At 51.1% G+C, this 22,041-nt stretch carries 18 protein-coding genes; 12 read left to right on the top strand and 6 right to left on the bottom strand.

Annotation, left to right across the window (positions count from 1 at the left end):
• Positions 1-127 precede the first annotated feature (127 nt).
• On the bottom strand, positions 128-1,498 hold the full coding sequence (gene degQ / locus DDT52_RS10315; protein WP_136156262.1) for a serine endoprotease DegQ: 1,371 nt from the start codon (positions 1,496-1,498) through the stop codon (positions 128-130).
• 210 nt (positions 1,499-1,708) lie between these two features.
• Entirely contained in the window at positions 1,709-2,113 is a 405-nt protein-coding gene (gene zapG / locus DDT52_RS10310) for a Z-ring associated protein ZapG (protein WP_136156261.1), read from the bottom strand.
• A 223-nt stretch (positions 2,114-2,336) separates the two neighbouring features.
• Here zapG and zapE point away from each other — a divergent pair, with 223 nt between their 5' ends.
• From zapE to DDT52_RS10280, 6 genes are all read left to right on the top strand, one after another.
• The gene (gene zapE / locus DDT52_RS10305) at positions 2,337-3,467 is read left to right on the top strand and encodes a cell division protein ZapE (RefSeq protein ID WP_136156260.1); all 1,131 of its coding nucleotides are present in this window, start codon (positions 2,337-2,339) and stop codon (positions 3,465-3,467) included.
• Between the two features lie 273 nt (positions 3,468-3,740).
• Positions 3,741-4,169 carry a 50S ribosomal protein L13 gene (gene rplM / locus DDT52_RS10300; RefSeq protein WP_109053780.1) on the top strand — a complete coding sequence of 143 codons (429 nt, stop codon included), beginning with the start codon at positions 3,741-3,743 and terminating at the stop codon, positions 4,167-4,169.
• A 15-nt stretch (positions 4,170-4,184) separates the two neighbouring features.
• Positions 4,185-4,577 (top strand): 30S ribosomal protein S9, encoded by a 393-nt coding sequence (gene rpsI / locus DDT52_RS10295; RefSeq protein WP_109053781.1) that lies wholly within the window; start codon positions 4,185-4,187, stop codon positions 4,575-4,577.
• Between the two features lie 421 nt (positions 4,578-4,998).
• The gene (sspA, locus tag DDT52_RS10290) at positions 4,999-5,640 is read left to right on the top strand and encodes a stringent starvation protein SspA (protein WP_136156259.1); all 642 of its coding nucleotides are present in this window, start codon (positions 4,999-5,001) and stop codon (positions 5,638-5,640) included.
• 4 nt (positions 5,641-5,644) lie between these two features.
• The gene (gene sspB, locus DDT52_RS10285; protein ID WP_136156258.1) at positions 5,645-6,151 is read left to right on the top strand and encodes a ClpXP protease specificity-enhancing factor; all 507 of its coding nucleotides are present in this window, start codon (positions 5,645-5,647) and stop codon (positions 6,149-6,151) included.
• A gap of 58 nt (positions 6,152-6,209) precedes the next feature.
• The gene (locus DDT52_RS10280) at positions 6,210-6,662 is read left to right on the top strand and encodes a GFA family protein (RefSeq protein WP_136156257.1); all 453 of its coding nucleotides are present in this window, start codon (positions 6,210-6,212) and stop codon (positions 6,660-6,662) included.
• Positions 6,663-6,715: 53 nt separating this feature from the next.
• On the opposite strand, the gene DDT52_RS10275 is transcribed toward DDT52_RS10280, so the two are convergent.
• A complete protein-coding gene (locus DDT52_RS10275; protein WP_136156256.1) occupies positions 6,716-8,059 on the bottom strand; it encodes an MFS transporter in 1,344 nt (447 codons plus the stop codon).
• A gap of 11 nt (positions 8,060-8,070) precedes the next feature.
• On the bottom strand, positions 8,071-8,745 hold the full coding sequence (locus DDT52_RS10270; RefSeq protein ID WP_136156255.1) for an RraA family protein: 675 nt from the start codon (positions 8,743-8,745) through the stop codon (positions 8,071-8,073).
• A gap of 199 nt (positions 8,746-8,944) precedes the next feature.
• Here DDT52_RS10270 and DDT52_RS10265 point away from each other — a divergent pair, with 199 nt between their 5' ends.
• A complete protein-coding gene (locus tag DDT52_RS10265; protein WP_136156254.1) occupies positions 8,945-9,898 on the top strand; it encodes a LysR family transcriptional regulator in 954 nt (317 codons plus the stop codon).
• Positions 9,899-9,983: 85 nt separating this feature from the next.
• Here the strand turns inward: DDT52_RS10265 and DDT52_RS10260 are convergent, their stop codons facing one another.
• Together DDT52_RS10260 and gltB are read right to left on the bottom strand one after the other, a co-directional pair.
• Complete coding sequence (locus DDT52_RS10260; protein WP_136156253.1) at positions 9,984-11,402, bottom strand: glutamate synthase small subunit; 1,419 nt, start codon at positions 11,400-11,402, stop codon at positions 9,984-9,986.
• 9 nt (positions 11,403-11,411) lie between these two features.
• Complete coding sequence (gene gltB, locus DDT52_RS10255) at positions 11,412-15,872, bottom strand: glutamate synthase large subunit (protein ID WP_136156252.1); 4,461 nt, start codon at positions 15,870-15,872, stop codon at positions 11,412-11,414.
• A 656-nt stretch (positions 15,873-16,528) separates the two neighbouring features.
• Here gltB and mnmL point away from each other — a divergent pair.
• The 5 genes from mnmL (at position 16,529) to DDT52_RS10230 (ending at position 22,030) form a co-directional block, all read left to right on the top strand.
• Positions 16,529-17,464: a tRNA modification radical SAM protein MnmL/YtqA gene (gene mnmL, locus DDT52_RS10250; protein WP_136156251.1), complete on the top strand. Its 936-nt coding sequence runs from the start codon at positions 16,529-16,531 to the stop codon at positions 17,462-17,464.
• 158 nt (positions 17,465-17,622) lie between these two features.
• Positions 17,623-19,980: an aerobic respiration two-component sensor histidine kinase ArcB gene (arcB, locus tag DDT52_RS10245; RefSeq protein WP_136156250.1), complete on the top strand. Its 2,358-nt coding sequence runs from the start codon at positions 17,623-17,625 to the stop codon at positions 19,978-19,980.
• 479 nt (positions 19,981-20,459) lie between these two features.
• Positions 20,460-21,113, top strand: coding sequence for an isoprenoid biosynthesis glyoxalase ElbB (gene elbB, locus DDT52_RS10240; RefSeq protein ID WP_136156322.1), 654 nt, complete (start codon positions 20,460-20,462; stop codon positions 21,111-21,113).
• On the top strand, positions 21,110-21,847 hold the full coding sequence (gene mtgA / locus DDT52_RS10235; protein ID WP_136156249.1) for a monofunctional biosynthetic peptidoglycan transglycosylase: 738 nt from the start codon (positions 21,110-21,112) through the stop codon (positions 21,845-21,847). The genes elbB and mtgA overlap by 4 nt, the downstream gene beginning before the upstream one ends.
• The gene (locus DDT52_RS10230) at positions 21,848-22,030 is read left to right on the top strand and encodes a hypothetical protein (RefSeq protein ID WP_136156248.1); all 183 of its coding nucleotides are present in this window, start codon (positions 21,848-21,850) and stop codon (positions 22,028-22,030) included. It begins immediately after the preceding gene.
• Positions 22,031-22,041: the final 11 nt, after the last annotated feature.

Here is a 22,041-nt window from a genome sequence, read left to right as displayed (position 1 = left end):
CAAGATGGATATGATGCCGAGAATAACACGAGATTACCGGACACAGCAGGATACTGTGTCCGATTTTCAGACCGGGTAGGTGTCCGTTGTTCGGCAAAACGGCACGCAGTAATCTTCCCGGTGGCGATTAACGCAGAAGCAGGTAAATCGTTTCGTCGCCGCGAACGATGTTCAGAGCCAGCACGGATGGTTTGGCTTCCAGCAGCTTGCGGAGCTGGGTAATGTTTTCCACTCGCTCACGGTTAACGCCGATGATGATGTCGCCTTTCTGCAAACCAACCTGCGCGGCCGGAGAGTCTTTGGTGACATTATCGATCTGTACGCCTTTGCTGCCGTCTTTCAACTGACCGTTGGTCAGAGAAGCGCCTTGCAGGGCCGGAGACAAGGTTTCCGCGCTGGTGGTGGACGTTGCGCTGTTATCCAGCACGACGGAGACTTCCTGCTGTTTACCTTCACGCAGTAAACCGATTTTCACGGTTTTACCCGGCGCGGTGGTGCCTATCTTGGCGCGCAATTCGGCAAAACTGCTGATGGGTTTCCCATCCAGCGAGGTCAGGACGTCACCCGCTTTGATTCCGGCCTTGGCCGCAGCAGATTTTGGCAGCACTTCGCTGACGAACGCGCCGCGCTGTGCATCGACCTTAAAGGCTTTCGCCATTTCGGACGTCATCTCGCTGCCTTTGATCCCCAGAACACCCCGTTTGACTTCGCCGAATTCAACCAGTTGCTGAGCCAGGTTCTGCGCCATGTTGCTGGGAATGGCAAAGCCAATGCCGATATTCCCGCCGCCCGGAGCCAGAATGGCCGTGTTAATCCCGATCAGTTCACCGTTCAGGTTAACCAATGCGCCACCGGAGTTGCCGCGGTTGATGGAGGCGTCGGTCTGAATAAAGTTTTCTAACCCTTCCAGATTCAGCCCACTACGACCCAGTGCGGAAATGATGCCGGAGGTGGCCGTCTGTCCAAGGCCGAACGGGTTACCCACCGCAACGGCGAAATCACCGACGCGTAGCTGGTCGGAATCCGCCATTTTGACGGCAACCAGATTTTTGGCGTCCACTAACTGAAGCAGGGCAATGTCGGATTGTTCATCGCGCCCAATCAGTTTGGCTTCATATTCGCGCCCATCGTTCAACTGCACGCGAATTTTATCGGCATTGTTGATGACGTGATTATTGGTCAGGACATAGCTTTTGGCCGCATCAATAATCACACCAGACCCCAGTCCTTCAAAAGGACGTGAGCTTTGTTTGTCGGTTGGGAAATTGGGACCGAAGAAGAATTTAAACTCTTCCGGTACGCGCTGGCGTTGTACCTGCGTACCTTCCACATGCACGCTGACGACCGCAGGCAAGACTTTTTCAAGCATTGGCGCCAGGCTTGGCATCTGCTGTCCCTGAACCACGGCGGGCAACGCGGCATTCGCCGCCGGGAGCGTGGACAGGGTTAAGCCGATGCTCATTGCTAATGCACTAAATAATAAAGATTTTTTCTTCATTGTTGATTAACTCTCTCACGACCAGCGGATGAATAAAATGATGATATATAAACTTAAACATGCGGTGAAGAGTCAGACTGGCGATTAGTGTGTAAAGTTCACTGATGTTTCGTCAGTAGTTTGTAACTATAGCCTACGGCGGGGATACCGCGGGGACAGGGAAGGCGTGAGGTTCGATGAAACCTCACGCAGAAATTCTCCTCATCACGTCTACTTGCGGGTTGGGCGTTCTCCCCGCAGTAAACCTGACGCGCCATCCGAATAGTCACGAGGTGGCATATCAACCGGCGCCTGATCGTTATCGGCTTCGGCTTCCGTCAGACGATATTTGAACGGATTATCCTGGCCGGGAACATCAGGCAGCAGGTTATTGGAACTCTTCGCCATATGCTGATAAAGCTGGCGGTAATCGTGCGCCATGTTATCCAGCAGCTCGGCGCTACGGGCAAAGTGTCCGACCAGCTCCTGACGATATTCCTCCAGTTCGGCTTTGCTTTTCTCAAGCTCGTTCTGCAGAACCTGTTGTTGCCGCAGCTTACGGTTGCCAAAACGCATGGCGACAGCACCAATAATGATACCGGCAACTAAACCAATCAGCGCATACTCCCAGGTCATAATGACTCCTATTTTGACTTCGTTGTCCACGTAGGGTTTTTTCACTTAATAATAGCCACTATAACCGCTAACCTTGTCTGAGTGGAATCCTGAAGCGTGATGACTTAGGGTAATGTTGATGCATCTCAGGCATCAAGGCAGTTAACTGCTACGATTACGGTTCAAATCGACGACAACTCGCGACAAAACACAATTAACTTTTTTCTCAGGGATTGCGATCATTATGCAGCGAACGACACCATTGGCGCTTTACCAGCAGGCACTTTCCGCCGGAGAGTATCAACCTGATGAGGTACAGCATCAAACCGTCATGCGGTTGGAAACCATACACCAGGCATTGTGTGAGCGAGCGGCGCAGGCGTCGGACGAGACGGCCGGCCGGCTGACGAAATGGCGTTCCTGGCTTGGCTTAAGCGATAAGCGTTCGTTGTCCCCCGTGCAGGGATTGTACATGTGGGGCGGGGTGGGCCGGGGGAAAACCTGGCTGATGGATATGTTTTTCCACAGCCTGCCCGAACCGCGCAAACTCCGGCTGCATTTTCATCGTTTTATGCTGCGGGTTCATCAGGAACTTAACCAACTACAGGGACATGAAAATCCGCTGGAAAAGGTTGCCGATGGGTTTAAAGCCGAAACGGATGTACTGTGTTTTGATGAATTTTTCGTCTCTGATATTACTGATGCCATGCTATTGGCCGAGCTACTGCGTGAGCTGTTTTCCCGGGGCATTACGCTGGTGGCGACCTCGAATATTCCTCCGGACGAGTTATATCGCAATGGGTTGCAACGCGCCCGTTTCCTGCCCGCCATTGAACTGATTAAACAGCACTGCGACGTGCGCAATGTTGATGCGGGGATCGATTATCGATTGCGGACATTAACGCAGGCCCATCTTTATCTGACGCCGCTTGACGCGCAGACCGAAGAAACCATGCAGCAGATGTTTACCCGCTTATCGGGAAAAACGTGGGTCACGCCGGGACCCACGCTTGAAATCAATCATCATCCCCTGCCGACGTTTGGGGCGAGCGATGGCGTGCTGGCCATTGACTTTGCCACGCTGTGTACCCAGGCGCGCAGCCAGAACGACTATATTGCGCTTTCACGCCTTTATCATACGGTGCTGCTGCATAACGTGACGGTGATGGGGACGAAAGAGGAAAATAGCGCCCGCCGTTTTCTGGCGTTAGTCGATGAGTTTTACGAACGGCGAATTAAACTTATCATTTCCGCACAGGCCCCCATGTTTGATATTTATCAGGGTGAACATCTGAAGTTTGAATATCAACGCTGCCTGTCCCGCTTGCAGGAAATGCAAAGCGAGGCGTATCTACGCCAGCCGCATCTGGCGTAGCTCACCGTCTGCGTTTGGTCACAGATCGTGAGGAGGGGGTGAGATGGCGGTTTTTCTTGGTTTACGCGTGAAAAAAGGTCGATCTTTGGGGGCGACTTCTCTATAATCCTGCGACCCCACGTTACAACAAAGTTTTTTTCCCAAAAACTTTATAGTGCCGGCAATGGCTATTCGAAGGGGTAGGTTTGCTGGACTTGATGGTCGTGTGAGCCTCAACTGTTTTTGAGCGTTGGGTGAACACCTGCGTGTAACTAATTATTGGGTAAGCTTTTAATGAAAACTTTTACAGCTAAACCAGAAACCGTAAAACGCGACTGGTATGTTGTTGATGCAGACGGTAAAACTTTAGGCCGTCTTGCTACTGAACTGGCTCGTCGTCTGCGCGGCAAGCATAAAGCGGAATACACCCCGCACGTTGATACCGGTGATTACATCATCGTTCTGAACGCCGATAAAGTTGCTGTTACCGGCAACAAGCGTTCTGACAAGATTTATTATCATCACACCGGTCACATCGGTGGTATCAAACAAGCGACCTTTGAAGAGATGATTGCCCGCCGTCCTGAGCGTGTGATTGAAATCGCGGTTAAAGGCATGCTGCCGAAGGGCCCGCTGGGTCGTGCAATGTTCCGTAAACTGAAAGTTTACGCGGGCACCGAGCACAATCACGCGGCACAGCAACCGCAAGTTCTGGACATTTAATCGGGATTATAGGCAATGGCTGAAAATCAATACTACGGCACTGGTCGCCGCAAAAGCTCCGCCGCTCGCGTATTTATCAAACCGGGCAGTGGTAATATCGTTATCAACCAACGTAGTCTGGAACAGTACTTCGGTCGCGAAACTGCCCGCATGGTAGTTCGCCAGCCGCTGGAACTGGTCGACATGGTTGGTAAATTCGATCTGTACATCACCGTTAAGGGTGGTGGCATCTCTGGTCAGGCTGGTGCGATCCGTCACGGTATCACCCGCGCTCTGATGGAGTATGATGAGTCCCTGCGTAGCGAACTGCGTAAAGCTGGTTTCGTTACCCGTGATGCTCGTCAGGTTGAACGTAAGAAAGTCGGTCTGCGTAAAGCACGTCGTCGTCCTCAGTTCTCCAAGCGTTAATTTCTTGCTGCTTTGCAGCGAAATCAATGCGAAAAACCCGGTGCTGGTCACCGGGTTTTTTATGACGGGCTGTCCTTGCCCGCCACCCTTCGGGCCAACGCTTCGCGTTGTTGAAAAATGTCCCCGGCGTTTTTTTCTCCTGGAAATTTTTTATTCCTGAAAAACAATTATCGTAGATAAATAATCTTTATTTTCAAGTTGTTAATGATGAAGTTGTGCTTATATCCCCACAGAACGAACAAAATCTGATAAACTATTTGCCGATTTTGTGCCTGTTTACCCGCCAGGTTTTTTTCTGAAAACGACTGATTTTGTCCGGTGGTTTTTTCAACGCTGAGTGGCAAAAATGCAGCACATGGGTTTGCAGGATCATAGCAGATCGGTTATTCGCCGTATTTTCTCGATAAACTTGGAGGTTTTCATGGCTGTCGCTGCCAACAAACGTTCGGTAATGACGCTGTTTTCTGGTCCGTCCGACATTTTTAGCCATCAGGTCCGCATTGTCTTGGCGGAAAAAGGTGTGAGTGTCGAGATTGAGCAGGTAGACATGGATAATCTGCCGCAGGATCTTATTGACCTCAATCCTTATGGTTCAGTTCCGACGCTGGTTGATCGGGAACTGACGCTCTATGAATCACGTATTATCATGGAGTATCTGGATGAACGTTTTCCTCACCCACCGCTCATGCCCGTGTATCCGGTTGCTCGTGGCAACAGCCGTCTGATGATGCACCGCATTGAGAACGACTGGTATTCTTTGCTGAAGAAAATCACGCAAGGTAGCGCGCAGGAAGCCGACTCTGCCCGCAAACAGCTGCGTGAAGAGCTGCTGGCGGTAGCGCCCGTCTTCAATGAAGCGCCTTATTTCATGAGCGAAGAGTTCAGCCTGGTTGACTGCTATCTGGCGCCGCTGCTGTGGCGTTTGCCGCAGTTAGGGATTGAACTGAGCGGTTCTGGTGCGAAAGAATTGAAAGGCTACATGACGCGCGTATTTGAGCGTGATGCGTTCCTGGCTTCCCTGACGGAAGCTGAACGTGAAATACGTTTGCAAACCAGAGGTTAAACGAATGGCGTTGTCTCAACTGTCTCCGCGTCGTCCGTATTTGCTACGGGCCTTTTACGACTGGTTACTGGATAATCAGTTGACGCCTCATCTGGTAGTCGATGTGACTCTGCCTGGTGTTATGGTGCCGATGGAGTTTGCCCGTGATGGGCAGATTGTGCTGAATATTGCACCTCGTGCCGTTGGTGGCCTGGAGTTAGCTGATGACAGCGTTCGTTTCAACGCTCGCTTCGGCGGCGTTCCACGCCAGGTTTATGTTCCGATGGCGGCGGTGTTAGCCATTTACGCGCGTGAAAATGGCGCGGGCACCATGTTTGAGCCAGAACCCGCTTATGAATCAATGGGCGAAGAATTTGACAACTTTCAGGATGAAACCGCCAGTTCCGGCACCGTGATGTCGATAGTTGATAATAAGCCTGACGCCGATGCAACGGATGGCGATGATCATCCTGATGATGAGCCACCGCAGCCTCCCAAGGGAGGGCGGCCATCATTACGGGTCGTTAAATAAATCACCGGACTCATCAAGGGCACAGCGACTGTGCCCTTTTTGCATCTGAGTAACCGTCATGCTCGCAGAGCATGACGTCGTGCCAGTGAAGGAGGGAAAAGTGAATCATCAAGGCAGTTGTTTGTGCGGTGGCGTGACGATTTCCACCACACATCAGGTAACGGACGTAACGGCTTGTCACTGCGGTATGTGTCAGACGTGGGGCGGCGGGCCCTTTATGGCCGTCGAATGCAAAGACCCGGCAATCAAGATAGAAGGCGAGGAAAATATTACTGTCTGGCAGTCTTCTGAGTGGGCTGAACGGGCGTTTTGCCGCGTGTGCGGTACGCATCTGTTTTATCGTTTACGGGGATCGGATACTTACGAGATCCCGGCTGGTTTTTTTGCCGATGAAACGGAAAAAACACTGGTATCCCAGATTTATATCGATAACAAGCCGGGTTATTACAATTTTGCTGAAAAAACCAGCGTACTGACAGAGCAACAGATTATCGATTTGTACAATACGTGACGGCGCAAGCGGAAGGGCAGCCCGAGCTGCCCTTGTGTGCGCTGTAAGCCTCTTCAGGCCGGTGTCTTGGTCTGTATCGGTTCGTTGATGGTCATTAGCACCAGCAGGCACAGAAACGAGCAGAGAGCCATAAAACCGAACACGTAATCCCAGCTGAAATTATCCAGCAGCAGTCCTGCAATTAAAGGACATGCCGCGCCACCCAACTGTCCTCCGGTGTTGATAATGGAACCGGCAATAGGAAACACTTCTTTGGTTGTGAGCGCCATGGGATAAACCATATAGGCGGAGAAGCCCAGGTTGAACAGGATGCCGGTTAGCAACAGCAGTCCTCCAAGGATCATGGGATTATCCGGCGCGTTGATCAGCGTTATCATCATGACCACGGTTGCAACGGCGGATGCCATCATCAAGGGTTTTCTGCGTTTATTCAGCAGCCTGTCGGAACACCATCCTCCCACCAGGTTACCTATCACCGCACCAATCCAGGGGGCAGAGGCCACCATGCCCATCTTCATTACCGAGAAGCCTTTCTCATTCATCAGATAGGTGGGAATCCATGCCAGCAAGACGTTCACGATACCCATCATGAAAAAATAACCGAACATACTGCCAAGTACATTCCATGATTTAAAGATTTCTTTCTTGGTGCTGAGCAACGGTACTTCTTTGGTCCGAATTATCTTGTCTAATAACCTGAACGTTTTTTCGTTGGCATAGATAGGTTGTGATTTTGGCGTGTGTTCTGCGATCCCTCCGGCGGGGATTTTCTCTTCAATGAGATCTAACTCTTCGGGTGAGCAAAATCTGCTTTCCTGTGGAGAGTTAGTGACAATTAAATACCAGATGACGGCAAGAAATATGCCCGGAATGGCAAAAAAATAGAAAACATAGTGCCAACTGTAGTAATAAATAATGATGGCGCATAAAGGTGGAACAAGGACCGGACCGAATTTTGCCGCGGATAAAAATATTGCGGTGACAATTCCTTTTTCAGAGGCTGGAAACCAACGGTTAATGGTCGAGGTAATACCAATGGGTAACGGTCCTTCCGCCAGACCCAATATAAATCGGGATACTTTCAATCCTAGAATTGAACTGGAGAAACCAACAAAGCAAGTTGCCAGCGAGGTCAATATTATGGATATTGAAAATATCTTTCTCACGCCAAATTTCGCATAAAGAAAACCGCTGGGTATTTGTGCTATCGCATAGGCTAACAGGAAAAGACTAGCCAGTGCGCCGGCCTCGGTGTTGGACATATGAAAATCAGATCGGATAAAGGGTAACACAACACCAATATTTGCTCTGTCGGCAGCAGCTACGGTATAAATGCAAAAGATAAGTGATGCAATGACCCAGCGAAAACGCCCTGGTTTATTATTTGTGATATTCATTGTTTTTCCCATCAAAGATAAATACAGTTTTTTCCCAATAATTTTTCATCTACCCATGACATATCCCATTCGTCATTTTCTATCTGGGTTTTGATATTTTCTTCTTTTTCCGTAATGAGTTTGGTTTTTTCTAATACTGATTCAAGGTCACTTTGCCTGATAACGACAGCGCCATCAAGGTCTGCAACAATCACATCTCCGGGTGAGATAACAACGCCATCAATGGAGATGGGGAAATTAATCTCACCAGGACCGTCCTTAAAAGGCCCCGCGGGGGTTGCCCCTAAAGCGAATACCGGAATAGGCGATTGTTGAATAAAACCAAGATCGCGGATCATGCCATTGATGATGATCCCCGCGATGTCTTTTTTTATCGCCCAGCGCAGCATCAGTTCACCCATCAGGGCATTTTTTTCCCCGCCTTGCCCGTTTACCACAATGACATCTCCTGGCGATGCCATTTCGATAGCCTTGTAAAATAGAAGGTTATCTCCGCTACGCAGATTGACGGTAAACGCGGGGCCGGTGAGCTTTAACTCATTAAGCGGCTTGATTTTATTACTCAGGCAAAACTGACGATTCATCACATCGCCGATGTTTGCTGCGGGTAGTTTTCTGAACTCATCTATTAAATATTTTTTTGGTCTATTAAAATATTTTTTAATTTGAAATCCATTGTTGGACATAAATACTCCGGTTCAACGCAATTAAAATTGTGACGTACTTCTAAAAAATAAAATTTATTTACTTTCTGGCTGATAAAAATGGCGGTAATTAATTATTGGTGGATTAAGGTAATGACATATTTAATTATTCAGTCTTTTGGTGTAAAGAGAAAATAATAAATATTAAATATCAATCTTTGGAATATATACAGGTGGAAAAATGAATGCTATCTCACTGAAAACATTTTTGACCATTGTGAATGCCGGGAGTATTAATAAATCAGCCGAGGAGCTTTTTGTTGCTCAATCCACTGTGACAAAGAGATTACAGGTACTTGAAAACGAACTAGGCTTTGATCTCTTCGAACGAAATAAGGGAATAAGAGAAATAAAACTGACAGAAGCAGGTAATTCTTTTCTTGAAATTGCTGAAAAATGGTATGACTTTTTTTTAGAAATAGAAAATGTAAAAGCAAATGAATCGAGAATAAATATTACAATAGGCTGTCTTAATAGTATTAATTTTGCAATATTTACGCCTCTTTATCGGGAACTGATTAATCACGAAAGTAAAATGAATGTGAAAATCGTGACAACACATTCCATCGATATTTTTGGTCTGATTGAAAAGCGATTAATTGATGTTGGGTTTTCTTTCTCGGATTTAAAATCTCAAAACACCATGAGTTTTAAATTATACTGTGAGCCTATGGTCGGATTGTGTCTTCCGTGTTCGATTCTGGCGGGAAAAGAAGATGTTAAGTTTGAGCAACTTCAGGTTAAAGATGAGTATTATGTCCGTTGGGATGAGGATTTTGAGCGCTGGCACATGCAAGGGTTTGGTCGTATTCATGGTTTTAATGCTCAGTTTGATAATGGTCATTTGATCATGAACTTATTATCATCTGAAACAGATTGGGCTATTGTTCCCAGTTCTACGGCTTTATTTGCGCAGAAACAGCACGGATGTGCATCGTTTCGTCTGGCTCAAAATTGTCATCCGCCCAGTAGAGTCGTTTATATGGTTATGCATAAAAACCAGAAGAAAAGCACGCAAAAAGGCGTTGCTAAACTGGTTGCTTTATTAAATGAATTATCGGAGCTGTTAACGAAAGAAATACCGGGTATCAAGTTTTATACACAAGATATTATTGAGAGTTTGGCGGCTGACTGAATACCCGCAATAGGCCGCTAATGGCTGCGGTGTCATGAAGATAGAAAAGGGCGGCATGGGCCGCCCTTTTGAGAAGAGGAAGAACTTAGACTTCCAGGAAGTTAAGAATACCGTCAGCCGCTTTACGGCCTTCTGCAATCGCGGTAACCACCAGATCGGAACCGCGTACGGCATCGCCGCCCGCAAAGATTTTCGGGTTGCTGGTCTGGAAGGCGTTTTCGTGACCTTCCGGCGCGATGATGCGGCCCTGACCATCCAGTTCGACGCCGTGTTCAGCCAGCCATGCCATTTTGTGCGGACGGAAACCAAACGCCATCACGACCGCATCCGCTTCCAGCACATGTTCGGAGCCTTCAACGATTTCAGGACGGCGGCGGCCATTGGCATCAGGCGCGCCCAACTCGGTACGTGCCATTTTGATGCCGCAAACCTTGCCGGAACCGTTGATTTCCACGCTCAGCGGTTGCAGGTTGAATTTGAACTCGACGCCTTCTTCACGCGAATTCTTCACTTCACGTTTGGAGCCAGGCATGTTTTCTTCATCGCGACGATAGGCACAGATCACGTGCGTTGCGCCCTGACGAACAGAAGTACGCACGCAGTCCATCGCCGTATCACCACCACCCAGTACCACCACGCGTTTACCTTGCATGGTGATGTAAGGCTCTTCTTCGGACGCATCGAACCCCATCAGCTGTTTCGTGTTGGCAATCAGGAACGGCAGGGCGTCATAAACGCCTAGTGCGTCTTCATTCTCCAGTCCGCCACGCATGGACTGATACGTTCCCACGCCAAGGAATACGGAGTCATATTCATTCAGCAGCGCTTGCATCTGAACGTCTTTACCCACTTCGGTATTCAGGCGGAATTCGATACCCATCCCACTGAAGATTTCACGGCGTTTGACCATGACTTCTTTTTCCAGTTTGAAGGCCGGGATGCCGAAAGTCAGCAGGCCGCCGATCTCGGGATGACGATCAAATACCACGGCCTGCACACCGTTGCGCGCCAGTACGTCGGCACAGGCAAGGCCCGCCGGACCTGCGCCGATAATGGCGACGCGCTTGCCGGTTGGCTGTACGTTCGAGACATCAGGCTTCCAGCCCATCTCAATCGCTTTATCATTGATATAGCGTTCAATGTTGCCGATGGTTACGGCGCCGAATTCGTCATTCAGCGTACAGGAACCTTCACACAGGCGATCCTGTGGACACACGCGGCCGCAGACTTCCGGCAGGCTGTTGGTCTGGTGTGACAATTCGGCTGCTTCAATGATGCGGCCTTCATTCGCCAGTTTCAGCCAGTTGGGAATGTAGTTATGAACCGGACACTTCCACTCGCAGTATGGGTTACCACATGACAAACAACGATCTGCCTGTGCTTTGGACTGACTCTCTGAGAACGGTTCGTAAATCTCTATAAATTCAATTTTACGAATTTTCAGCGGTTTTTTAGGCGGATCAACGCGCTGTAAGTCGATAAATTGGTAAACATTTTGACTCATGATAACCTCTTACTGCGCCTGAACCCGCAGCTCGGCTGCGGAACGACTGCGGTGACCCAACAATGCCTTCACATCACTTGACTTCGGTTTCACCAGGGCAAATTTCGATGCCCATGCCGGCCAGTTAGCGAGGATCTCTTCTCCACGTTGTGAACCGGTATGCTGCACGTGCTCGGTAATCAGACCGCGTAAATGTTCTTCATGAATAGCCAGCAGTTCTACATCCAGCACTTCTACCAGTTCAGGGTTGACGCGTTTACGGAATTCGCCGTCTTCATCCAGAACGTAGGCGAAACCGCCGGTCATCCCCGCACCAAAGTTAACGCCGGTACGCCCCAGCACACAGACAATACCGCCCGTCATGTATTCACAGCCGTTATCGCCGATACCTTCGACTACGGTGATCGCCCCGGAGTTACGCACGGCGAAACGTTCGCCGGCACGGCCTGCGGCAAACAGCTTACCGCCGGTGGCGCCGTACAGGCAGGTGTTGCCAATGATGCTGGCTTCGTGACTGCGGAACGCGGAACCCACCGGCGGACGGACGGAAATGCAGCCGCCAGCCATGCCTTTGCCCACGTAGTCATTGGCGTCGCCGGTCAGCGTCAGTTCAACGCCACCCGCATTCCAGACCCCAAAGCTCTGCCCGGCCGTGCCGGAGAAGTAGGCTTTGATCGGATCGCTTGCCAGCCCCTGGTCGCCATGTTTGGCGGCGATCGCACCCGACAGGGTCGCGCCGACCGAGCGATCCGTGTTGCGGATATCAAAATAGAGCGCCTTGCTCTGTTTGGCATCCACATGCGGCTGTGCCTGCGCCAGTAATTCTTTGTTCAGCAGGCCCTTGTCGAATGACGGGTTGCTCTCGGTACAGTACAGCGCTTTTCCTGGCTGAGGCTGTGCGGTATGCAGCAGCGGTGACAGGTCCAGCTTGTTCTGCTTGGCGGTGAAGCCATCCAGTTCGACCAGCAGATCGGTACGGCCAATCAAATCCACCAGACGGCTGACGCCCAGCTCAGCCATCAGCAGCCGGGTTTCGTGTGCGATGAACTGGAAGTAGTTGGTAACGCGCTCTGGCAGGCCGTGATAGTGGTCGCGGCGCAGTTTTTCATCCTGGGTGGCGACACCGGTCGCGCAGTTGTTCAGGTGACAGATACGCAGGTATTTACACCCTAATGCGACCATTGGACCCGTGCCGAATCCGAAGCTTTCCGCCCCCAGAATCGCCGCTTTAATAATATCGAGGCCGGTTTTCAGACCGCCATCCACCTGGAGGCGGATTTTGTGACGCAGGCCGTTGGCGACCAGCGCTTGCTGCGTTTCCGCCAGACCCAGCTCCCACGGGCAACCTGCATATTTCACCGAAGTCAGCGGGCTGGCGCCGGTGCCGCCATCGTAGCCGGCAATGGTGATCAGATCGGCATAGGCTTTGGCGACACCGGTCGCGATGGTGCCAACGCCCGGTTCAGAAACCAGTTTTACCGAGATCATGGCTTGCGGATTGATCTGTTTCAGATCGAAAATCAGCTGCGCCAGGTCTTCGATAGAATAGATATCATGGTGCGGCGGCGGTGAAATCAGGGTCACACCGGGTACGGAGTAACGCAGTCGGGCAATGTATGGCGTGACTTTATCGCCCGGTAACTGGCCGCCTTCGCCCGGCTTGGCGCCCTGCGCCACCTTGATCTGAATGACATCGGCGTTAACCAGATAGGCTGGCGTTACGCCAAAGCGGCCGGAAGCCACCTGTTTGATACGGGAAACCTTGTTGGTGCCGTAACGAGCCGGATCTTCGCCCCCCTCGCCGGAGTTGGAGAAACCGCCCAGACTGTTCATGGCTTCAGCCAGTGACTCATGGGCTTCAGGGCTGAGCGCGCCAATCGACATCGCCGCGGTATCAAAGCGCTTGAACATTTCTGTTACAGGCTCAACATCGTCGATGGAAATGGCCGCGCCTTCCTGTGGTTTCAACGCCAGCAGGTCACGCAGAGTGGCGGCCGGACGTTCGTTCACCAGCCTGGCGTATTGCTCGTAATCGCTGTATTCACCGCTTTTAACCGCGGTTTGCAGTGTGGTAACCACATCCGGGTTGTAAGCGTGGTATTCGCCGCCGTGTACGAACTTTAACAGTCCGCCTTGTTCCAGCGTCTTGCGTTTCAGCCAGGCGCGTTTGGAAAGATTCCGCAGGTCCTGTTCAAAATCACTGAAGTTGGCCCCGCCGATCCGGCTGACTACGCCCTGGAAGCATTGCTCAGAAACGTCTTTATGCAGACCCACAGCTTCGAACAGTTTGGCGCAGCGATAAGAGGCCACAGTTGAAATGCCCATTTTGGACATGATCTTGTACAGCCCTTTGTTGATGCCGTTACGATAGTTCAGCATCACCGTGCGGTATTGTTTGTCGATCGTGTGATTGTCCACCATCCGCGCCAGCGTTTCATAAGCGAGATAAGGATAGATGGCGGTCGCACCGAAGCCTAACAGAACCGCAAAATGGTGCGGATCGCGGGCACCGGCGGTTTCAACAATAATGTTGGCGTCGCAGCGCAGGCTTTTCTCAACCAGACGGCGCTGAACGGCGCCAACGGCCATTGGCGCCGGCACCGGCAGGCGTTTCGCGGAGATGGCACGGTCAGACAGCACCAGCAAAACGGCGCCGTCGCGGACTTTGTTTTCGGCATCGTCACAGAGTTTTTCAATCGTCTCTTGCAGCGTCTGTTTTTCCGGTTCGAAAGTCAGATCCAGCACATCAGCGCGATAGTGCTGCTGATCCTGTGAAGTCAACTGCTTGAAATCGGAATAAAGCAGGATCGGCGATTTAAAGCTCAGACGGTGAGCCTGACCTTCTGCCTCGCAGAATACGTTCATTTCGCGGCCGATACAGGTCGCCAGCGACATGACGTGCGCTTCACGCAGCGGATCGATCGGCGGATTGGTTACCTGCGCAAACTGCTGGCGGAAGTAGTCATAAATAATACGCGGACGGCTGGAAAGCACGGCGAATGGCGTGTCGTCCCCCATGGAACCGGTGGCTTCCTGACCGTTTTCACCCAGCACCCGGATGATCTGATCCAGCTCTTCGCTACTGTAGCCAAACTGCTTCTGATACGTTTCCAGCAGTGAGTCATCAAATTCGCGGCTGCCCACCTGATCGTCCGGCAATTCTTCAAACGGCACCAGGCGCTGGACGTTTTTCTCCATCCACTCTTTGTACGGATGGCGGCTTTTCAGATCGTCATCGGTTTCGGCGGAATGCAGGATACGCCCGCTGCGGGTATCGATAACCATCAATTCACCCGGCCCGACACGGCCTTTCTCCACCACTTCATCCGGCTGATAATCCCAGATGCCCACTTCAGAAGCACAGGTAATCAGTTTGTCTTTGGTAATGACGTAGCGTGCCGGACGCAGACCGTTACGGTCCAGGTTACAGGCGGCATAGCGGCCGTCGGACATGACGATGCCGGCCGGACCATCCCACGGCTCCATATGCATGGAGTTAAAGTCGAAGAAGGCACGCAGTTCGGGATCCATGTCCGGGTTGTTCTGCCAGGCGGGCGGCACCAGCAGACGCATGGCGCGGATGATATCCATACCGCCGCTGAGGAACAGTTCCAGCATGTTATCCAGTGAACTGGAGTCGGAGCCGGTTTCGTTCACAAACGGTGCCGCATCCTGCAAATCAGGGATCAGCGGCGTTTTGAATTTATAGGCACGGGCGCGCGCCCATTGGCGGTTACCGGCAATAGTATTGATCTCGCCGTTGTGCGCCAGATAGCGGAACGGCTGCGCCAGCGGCCAGCGCGGTACGGTGTTGGTCGAGAAGCGCTGATGGAACAGGCAAATGGCCGATTCCAGACGCAGGTCGGCCAGATCAAGATAGAAGCGCGGCAGATCCGCCGGCATGCACAAGCCTTTATAGATCGTCACCAGATTGGAAAAACTGCAAACGTAGAATTCTTTGTCTTCAATACGTTTTTCGATACGGCGGCGCGCCATAAACAGGCGGCGCTCCATATCACTTTGTAACCAGCCGGCCGGAGCGTTGACAAAGATTTGTTCAATGCGCGGCAGGGATGACAGGGCGATTTCACCCAGTACGTCAGGATTGGTCGGCACTTCACGCCAGCCAAGTACCGAAAGCGTTTCGTTTTGCAGTTCTTCTTCTACAATCCGACGAGTGGCGCGGGCCAGATCTTCGTCCTGATTGAGGAACATCATGCCGACGGCATAATTCTTGGCTAAGCGCCAGCCGCGCTCTTCCGCGACCAGACGAAAGAAACGATCGGGTTTTTGAAGTAATAAGCCACAGCCGTCGCCGGTCTTGCCGTCAGCAAGGATCGCGCCACGGTGTTGCATACGGGCCAGTGCGTGAATCGCGGTACGCACTACCTTGTGGCTCGGCTCACCTTCTATATGGGCGATTAATCCGAAACCACAGTTGTCTCTCTCTTGGGATGCATCGTACAACATATTAGTGAACCTCCCCGGGCTCTGTGTGACTCTCACAACCTACTGCGAGAAAGCACCTTGGCGTTGAGCGACTATTAACCCTGCCGCTCTCTTCTTCGGCCTCTCGTGACGGTCTCACAAGTGGTAAATGACTTGTTTTTAGAGGGAGTCTTCATTTACTGCATAAATATGACGAGTCATGGACCCGTCAGGAAAGCTTCCAGCGGATTTCCAAATTAGCGAGAAAGCCTGTTCAGGTCAAATATCAATGCAAAATGTGCCGTTAAGAGATAATTTTTGGTTATATCTATGAAAGCTAATGATTTTTTTGACAAAAATATGTCGATAAGCGGTTATGGGATTTGATCGAACTGTGAGCTGTATCACTATGTCGGTATCACAATATCTCCTCTACATGCTGCTATATCTCTGCTTTCTGGAATCTTATACTGTGTGACTTGGGTTTTCTGATTTATGCCACTGTTTTTCACTTTCTTGTCATCTTTTAATGAAGGTGATCGCCTGGATAAGAAAAATTAATTACCTTGAATATGAGTTTCTTTGCAGAAAAAGCGAATAATCATGCATTTCAGATGAGGAAAGGCGATTGATCGGCGTCATCGCGCCGAAGAGGCTGACAGAGTAGGCTGCTCTTTCTAAAGAGGGCTAATAAGAATATGCAATTACAAAAATTAATCAACATGTTTGGTGGAAATCTTCAACGTCGCTATGGAGAAAAGATACACAAGCTTACATTGCATGGCGGTTTTAATTGCCCAAACCGTGATGGAACGCTGGGGCGCGGCGGCTGTACTTTCTGTAACGTCGCCTCTTTCGCCGATGAGCAAATGCAGCAGCGCAGTATCGCCTGCCAGTTGGCGGCGCAGGCGGGGAAGGTAAACCGGGCAAAACGCTATCTGGCTTATTTCCAGGCTTATACCAGTACTTATGCAGAAGTTAAGGTGCTGGAGAGCCTGTATCAGCAAGCATTGAAACAAACCGCGATGGTCGGGCTGTGCGTGGGAACCCGGCCTGACTGTGTGCCTGACGCGGTGTTGGATTTGCTGTCCGGCTATCATCGGCAGGGTTATGAGGTCTGGCTGGAACTGGGTTTGCAGAGCGCCAGTGATAAAACGTTGCATCGCATCAATCGCGGCCATGACTTTGCGTGTTATCAGCAGACGGTAAGACGCGCCCGCGAACGGGGACTGAACGTGTGTTGTCACCTGATCGTCGGACTGCCGGGCGAGGATGCGCAGCGCTGTTTGTTGACGCTGGAACAGGTTGTTGAGACCGGCGTGGAGGGCATTAAGCTTCACCCTTTGCACATCGTGGAAGGGAGCATTATGGCCAAAGCCTGGCGGGCGGGACGTTTGCCTGTGCTGACGTTGGAGCAATATGTCGAGACGGCCGGTGAGATGATTCGCCATACGCCTCCCGAAATTATCTATCATCGTATTTCAGCCAGTGCCCGCCGCCCGACGTTGCTGGCGCCGCTCTGGTGTGAAAATCGCTGGACCGGCATGGTTGAACTGGATCGTTACCTGCAAACGCATGGCGTACAGGGATCGGCACTGGGCCGGCCCTATCAGTACGATGAAACCCGGATCTGATACTGATATATAGAAACCACAACGTCTTTCTATGCTTTAGATTATTGGTGAAAGCGCATTGGCGCACGATCGTGATGTCATGAATCTTCCGGTGTCATCACCGCATATATCGCCAATTTACGATATGATTTGGTGGTTCGTGACTAAGGGAAACCGCTATGAAGCAAATCCGCCTGTTGGCTCAGTACTACGTTGATTTGATGGTAAAGCTGGGGCTTGTTCGTTTTTCACTGCTGCTGGCCTCGGTATTGGTGCTGCTGGCGATGGTGGTGCAGATGGCCGTTACGCTATTGCTCAGCGGCGCAGTGGAAAGTATCGATGTTGTTCGTTCCGTCTTTTTCGGGCTGCTGATTACGCCCTGGGCGGTTTACTTCCTTTCCGTCGTGGTCGAGCAACTGGAAGAGTCCCGCCAGCGATTATCAAAGCTGGTCGCTAAACTCGAAGAGATGCGGCACCGGGATCTGGAATTGAATGCGCAGCTTCAGGGCAACATTGTCCAGCTCAATCAGGAAATCGCCGACCGTATCAAGGCGGAAGAGGCTCGTCTGCTGGTCGTGAGCCGCCTGAAAGATGAAATGGCGCGCCGTGAACAGGCGCAGATTGAGCTGGAACAGCAGTCGGCGCTATTACGTTCCTTTCTGGATGCGTCTCCCGATCTGGTTTATTACCGCAATGAAGACAAAGAGTTTTCTGGCTGCAATCGCGCAATGGAACTGTTGGTCGGAAAAAGCCAGAAGCAGCTGATCGGCCTGACGCCGCGGGACGTTTATTCCCCCGATATTGCGGAAAAAGTGATGGAAACGGACGAGAAGGTGTTCCGCCATAACGTTTCTCTGACGTATGAACAATGGCTGGTCTACCCCGATGGCCGTAAGGCCTGCTTTGAACTGCGCAAAGTGCCATTTTACGATCGGATGGGAAAACGGCACGGATTGATGGGCTTTGGACGCGATATAACGGAGCGTAAACGCTATCAGGACGCGCTGGAAAACGCCAGCAGGGAGAAGACGACGTTTATCTCAACGATCAGTCACGAGCTTCGTACGCCGCTTAATGGCATTGTCGGATTAAGTCGTATCCTGCTGGACACGCAGCTTGAGCCGGAACAGCAGCGATATTTGAAAACGATTCACGTCAGCGCCATCACGTTGGGCAATATCTTTAACGATATCATTGAAATGGACAAACAGGAGCGCCGGAAGGTGCAACTGGATAATCAGCCGATAGATTTCACCGGTTTTCTGGTCGATCTGGAGAATTTGGGCGGGCTGCTGGCCCAGCCGAAAGGATTGAAGCTGATTATGGATCTGCATCAACCGCTGCCCCAGAAAATTATTACCGATGGTACGCGCCTGCGGCAGATTTTGTGGAACCTGCTCAGTAACGCGGTGAAATTTACGCCGCAGGGAAAAATTGTCGTGCGGGTGTGGCATGAGCACGGCAATCGCCTGCGTTTTGACGTTGAAGATTCCGGGATGGGTATCCCGGCGGATGAACTGGAAAAAATCTTTGCCATGTACTATCAGGTAAAAGATCAACACGGCGGCAAACCGGCGACCGGTACGGGGATTGGTTTATCCGTCTCCAAACGTCTGGCCCAAAACATGGGCGGCGATATTCAGGTTACCAGTACGCAGGGTAAAGGTTCCTGTTTTACGCTGACCGTGACGGCGCCCAGCGTCGACGAGGACATCGGAAAGACGGACGCGGATGATGATATGCCATTACCGGCACTGCATGTCCTGTTGGTTGAAGACATTGAATTAAACGTCGTGGTGGCTCGTTCGGTACTGGAAAAACTGGGTAACAGCGTGGAAGTGGCGATGACCGGGAATGAAGCGCTGGAAATGTTTGATCCTGATGAGTTTGATTTAGTGCTGCTGGATATTCAACTGCCGGATATGACCGGGCTGGACGTCGCTCGTCAGATACGCCAGCGCTACGCCAACCGTAGCCTGCCTCCGCTGGTGGCGTTAACGGCCAACGTACTGAAAGATAAAAAAGAGTATCTGGATGCGGGCATGGATGACGTGCTGAGTAAACCGCTGTCTGTCCCCGCGCTAACTGCGATAATCAAGCAATATTGGGATTATCAGGCAACCCATGTCGATGAGTCTGTCGCGGAGAAAGGTGGCGAAATGGTGAATGAGGAACTGTTGGATATTGCGATGCTGGAACAATATCTGGATCTGGTTGGACCCAAATTAATCCATCAAAGTCTGGATATGTTTGAACAGATGATGCCGGGCTATCTGGCGATTCTTGATTCCAATATGACGGCGCGCGACCAGCAAGGCATTACCGAAGAAGGGCACAAGATTAAAGGGGCTGCGGGCTCTGTTGGGCTTCGTCACCTGCAACAGATTGCGCAGCAGATTCAGACGCCGACATTGCCAGCATGGTGGGATAACGTGCAGGAATGGATTGATGAGCTTAAACACGACTGGCGCCATGATGTTCAGGTGCTGCGGGATTGGGTCGCCGAAGCTGAAAGAAACGCCGGGAGCGTTTCTTAACGCCGCTTGCGGCGGCCCGAAGGGTGGCGGGCAGGATAGCCCGCCATAAAAAGCGCCGGGAGCGTTTCTTAACGCCGCTTTGCGGCGGCCCGAAGGGTGGCGGGCAGGGATAGGTCCGCCATAAAAAATCGGGAGTAACCGCTGGCATTGTGTGTTGCAAGGCATGGGCAGGGAGCGACAAGGATGTGTGGCGGGGGGATAAAAAAATGACCCCGACCGAGGCCGGGGTGCGCGAATTATGCGCCAACACCAGGGAAATCATGCACCTGCATTTTAGATATCAGAGGTCGTGAACTCGCAAGTGCGGATACTGCTGCTTTCGTTAAAGCGTATAGTCTCAACTAAAGTGCATCTTCATCAAGCAACAAAATAGCAAATGTGGAAATCTTTGTTACAAGAATCATTAAAATGTGTGATGTAGATTAGTGTTTGCCAATTAAAAAATCAATTAGTTGATGTAATGAAATGAGGGAAAGATGATGAAACGAGTCGGTATCGTCCTGAGCGGATGTGGTGTTTTTGATGGTTCGGAGATTCATGAAGCGGTACTGACGTTGCTTGCATTGGATCGTGCCGGCGCACAAGCCGTTTGCTTTGCGCCAGATAAACCGCAGTTTCATGTGATTAATCATCTGACGGGTGACGTAACCAATGAGAATCGCAACGTTTTAATCGAATCGGCCCGAATTGTCAGAGGAAAAATTCAGCCACTTTCAACGGCTGATGCGCAGCAACTTGATGCTCTGATCGTCCCTGGCGGATTCGGTGCCGCTAAAAATTTAAGCGACTTTGCCACTCAGGGATCGGCCTGTCAGGTTGATGAATTTTTAAAATTACTCACCCAGGAAATTTATAAGCAAAATAAACCAATTGGTTTTATTTGCATCGCTCCGGCGTTGTTGCCGGCGTTGTTGGGAGAACCGATTCGGGTAACCATTGGTAACGATATTGATACAGCGGAAGCGATTGAAGAAATGGGCGGGATTCACGTGGTCTGCCCGGTGGATGATATCGTGGTTGATGCCGAGCACAAGATTGTCACGACACCGGCTTATATGCTGGCTAACTCGATCGGTGAAGCGGCGCAGGGAATTGATAAACTGGTATCGCGCGTACTGGATTTAATTGAATGATATTCAGGCGACGCGGCAAGGGATTACTGGTATGTCTGCGGCGTCTGGTCGTTCGTGGCCTTCTGGCGATCCTGGGACTATGGCTGGCTGGCATTTTGTTGTTTTCATTCCTGCCTGTGCCGTTTTCGGCCGTCATGGTCGATCGTCAGCTCAGTGCATGGCTAAGCGGCGACTTTGGCTATGTCGCGCACTCGGATTGGGTTTCAATGGATGAGATAGCGCCAGCGATGGCGCTGGCTGTTATCGCGGCGGAAGATCAGAAGTTTCCGCAGCACTGGGGGTTCGATCTGGATGCGATTAACTCGGCGTTAAGGCACAACGAGCGGAATACACAGCGGATCCGCGGGGCATCAACGCTCTCTCAACAGACGGTAAAGAATCTGTTCCTGTGGGATGGCCGCAGTTGGCTGCGCAAAGGTCTTGAAGCCGGGATCACCGCAGGAGTGGAACTGGTCTGGACCAAACGGCGGATTTTAACGGTTTATCTGAATATCGCCGAATTCGGCCCCGGCCTCTTTGGTGTGGAAGCGGCGGCTAACCATTATTTCAACAAATCAGCCAATCGATTAACGGCAAGTGAGGCGGCGTTGCTGGCGGCAGTATTGCCAAACCCGATCCGTTTTCGGGTGAATGCGCCTTCTGGCTATGTGATTCAACGTCAGCAATGGATTTTACGTCAGATGCGCCAGATTGGTGGCGAAGCGTTTTTGCGTGCCAATAATTTGCTGGAATAAATGGGGGCGGACTGCGCGATAAAAAATCGTCCGAAGCGATTTTCAACGTCGCTTGCGACGGCCCGCCAGGGACGCGTAAAAATAGCCGGCCATAAAGAAAATACCCTGTCAGCGTATCGCTTACAGGGTGGGGTGACCATCATGACCATCACTTCAACCGCTGACGGTGACATCAGCGGTTGAAGCGTTACGAG

This window comes from Brenneria roseae subsp. roseae (genome assembly GCF_003115845.1).
GTDB classification, from domain to species: Bacteria; Pseudomonadota; Gammaproteobacteria; order Enterobacterales; family Enterobacteriaceae; genus Brenneria; species Brenneria roseae.
This window is presented reverse-complemented; position numbering and strand designations above follow the sequence as displayed.

Coding starts and splice junctions, on each gene's coding strand:
- degQ (WP_136156262.1), bottom strand. CDS start 1,498: ATGAAGAAAAAATCTTTATTATTTAGTGCATTAGCAATGAGCATCGGC.
- zapG (WP_136156261.1), bottom strand. CDS start 2,113: ATGACCTGGGAGTATGCGCTGATTGGTTTAGTTGCCGGTATCATTATT.
- zapE (WP_136156260.1), top strand. CDS start 2,337: ATGCAGCGAACGACACCATTGGCGCTTTACCAGCAGGCACTTTCCGCC.
- rplM (WP_109053780.1), top strand. CDS start 3,741: ATGAAAACTTTTACAGCTAAACCAGAAACCGTAAAACGCGACTGGTAT.
- rpsI (WP_109053781.1), top strand. CDS start 4,185: ATGGCTGAAAATCAATACTACGGCACTGGTCGCCGCAAAAGCTCCGCC.
- sspA (WP_136156259.1), top strand. CDS start 4,999: ATGGCTGTCGCTGCCAACAAACGTTCGGTAATGACGCTGTTTTCTGGT.
- sspB (WP_136156258.1), top strand. CDS start 5,645: ATGGCGTTGTCTCAACTGTCTCCGCGTCGTCCGTATTTGCTACGGGCC.
- DDT52_RS10280 (WP_136156257.1), top strand. CDS start 6,210: ATGCTCGCAGAGCATGACGTCGTGCCAGTGAAGGAGGGAAAAGTGAAT.
- DDT52_RS10275 (WP_136156256.1), bottom strand. CDS start 8,059: ATGAATATCACAAATAATAAACCAGGGCGTTTTCGCTGGGTCATTGCA.
- DDT52_RS10270 (WP_136156255.1), bottom strand. CDS start 8,745: ATGTCCAACAATGGATTTCAAATTAAAAAATATTTTAATAGACCAAAA.
- DDT52_RS10265 (WP_136156254.1), top strand. CDS start 8,945: ATGAATGCTATCTCACTGAAAACATTTTTGACCATTGTGAATGCCGGG.
- DDT52_RS10260 (WP_136156253.1), bottom strand. CDS start 11,402: ATGAGTCAAAATGTTTACCAATTTATCGACTTACAGCGCGTTGATCCG.
- gltB (WP_136156252.1), bottom strand. CDS start 15,872: ATGTTGTACGATGCATCCCAAGAGAGAGACAACTGTGGTTTCGGATTA.
- mnmL (WP_136156251.1), top strand. CDS start 16,529: ATGCAATTACAAAAATTAATCAACATGTTTGGTGGAAATCTTCAACGT.
- arcB (WP_136156250.1), top strand. CDS start 17,623: ATGAAGCAAATCCGCCTGTTGGCTCAGTACTACGTTGATTTGATGGTA.
- elbB (WP_136156322.1), top strand. CDS start 20,460: ATGAAACGAGTCGGTATCGTCCTGAGCGGATGTGGTGTTTTTGATGGT.
- mtgA (WP_136156249.1), top strand. CDS start 21,110: ATGATATTCAGGCGACGCGGCAAGGGATTACTGGTATGTCTGCGGCGT.
- DDT52_RS10230 (WP_136156248.1), top strand. CDS start 21,848: ATGGGGGCGGACTGCGCGATAAAAAATCGTCCGAAGCGATTTTCAACG.